We start from the raw sequence: 1,766 nt of genomic DNA, 5'->3' as shown, positions 1-1,766 counted from the left end.
GTCAAGCCGTTGTACACCGGGCGTGACCTGGAGGGTGTGGATTTCCTGGGTACGTACCCCGGGATCGCGCCGTTTCTGCGGGGTCCGTATCCGACGATGTACGTGAACCAGCCCTGGACGATCCGTCAGTACGCGGGCTTCTCCACTGCCGAGGAGTCCAACGCCTTCTACCGGCGCAATCTGGCGGCCGGGCAGAAGGGCCTGTCGGTCGCCTTCGACCTGCCGACGCACCGTGGCTATGACAGCGATCATCCCCGGGTGACGGGCGATGTGGGGATGGCGGGTGTGGCGATCGACTCGATCTATGACATGCGTCAGCTCTTCGACGGCATTCCGCTGGACCGGATGTCGGTGTCGATGACGATGAACGGCGCGGTGCTGCCGGTCCTCGCGCTGTACATCGTGGCCGCCGAGGAACAGGGCGTACCGCCGGAAAAGCTGGCCGGGACCATTCAGAACGACATTCTGAAGGAGTTCATGGTCCGCAACACCTACATCTATCCGCCGAAGCCGTCGATGCGGATCATCTCCGACATCTTCTCGTACACCTCGCAGAGGATGCCGCGCTACAACTCGATCTCCATCTCCGGCTACCACATCCAGGAGGCCGGGGCGACGGCCGATCTGGAGCTGGCGTACACCCTGGCGGACGGGGTGGAGTACCTGCGCGCCGGACAGAACGCGGGCCTCGACGTCGACGCGTTCGCTCCCCGGCTGTCCTTCTTCTGGGGGATCGGCATGAACTTCTTCATGGAGATCGCGAAGCTGCGCGCCGCCCGGCTGCTGTGGGCGAAGCTCGTGCGGCAGTTCGAGCCGAAGAACGCCAAGTCGCTGTCGCTGCGCACGCACTCGCAGACGTCGGGCTGGTCGCTGACCGCGCAGGACGTGTTCAACAACGTCACCCGCACCTGCGTGGAGGCGATGGCCGCCACCCAGGGCCACACCCAGTCCCTGCACACCAACGCGCTCGATGAGGCGTTGGCCCTGCCCACGGACTTCTCCGCGCGCATCGCCCGCAACACCCAGCTCCTGCTCCAGCAGGAGTCCGGGACCGGCCGGGTCATCGACCCGTGGGGCGGCAGCGCGTACGTCGAGAAGCTGACGTACGACCTGGCGCGCCGGGCCTGGCAGCACATCGAGGAGGTCGAGGCCGCCGGCGGCATGGCCAAGGCCATCGACGCCGGCATCCCCAAGCTCCGCATCGAGGAAGCCGCCGCCCGCACCCAGGCCCGCATCGACTCCGGCCGCCAGCCCGTGATCGGCGTCAACAAATACCGGGTCGAGACCGACGAACAGATCGACGTCCTCAAAGTCGACAACTCCTCCGTGCGCGCCCAGCAGATCGAGAAACTGCGCCGGCTGCGCGAGGAACGCGACGAGCAAGCCTGCCAGGACACCCTGCGCGCACTCACCACGGCCGCCGACCGGGGCGACGGCAACCTCCTCGCCCTGGCCGTGGACGCCGCCCGCGCCAAGGCCACCGTCGGCGAGATCTCCGACGCCCTGGAAAAGGTGTACGGCCGGCACGCCGGCCAGATCCGTACGATCTCCGGTGTGTACCGCAACGAGGCAGGGGAGTCGCCGTCCGTGGACCGCACCCGCGCACTGGTCGACGCGTTCGAGGAGGCCGAGGGGCGGCGTCCGCGCATCCTGGTCGCCAAGATGGGCCAGGACGGGCACGACCGGGGCCAGAAGGTGATCGCGACCGCCTTCGCCGACCTGGGCTTCGACGTGGACGTCGGCCCACTGTTCCAGACCCCGGGCGA

At 67.8% G+C, this 1,766-nt stretch carries 1 protein-coding gene; it reads left to right on the top strand.

The features are described from left to right. The coding region (gene scpA / locus ABZ565_RS35460; protein WP_361036441.1) for a methylmalonyl-CoA mutase at positions 1–1,766 on the top strand (1,766 nt) is incomplete at both ends.

The sequence above is a fragment of the Streptomyces sp. NPDC016469 genome (assembly GCF_040632905.1).
GTDB lineage: Bacteria > Actinomycetota > Actinomycetes > Streptomycetales > Streptomycetaceae > Streptomyces.
The sequence above is the reverse complement of the archived record's forward strand: the minus strand, read 5'-3'. Positions and strand labels throughout refer to the sequence as shown.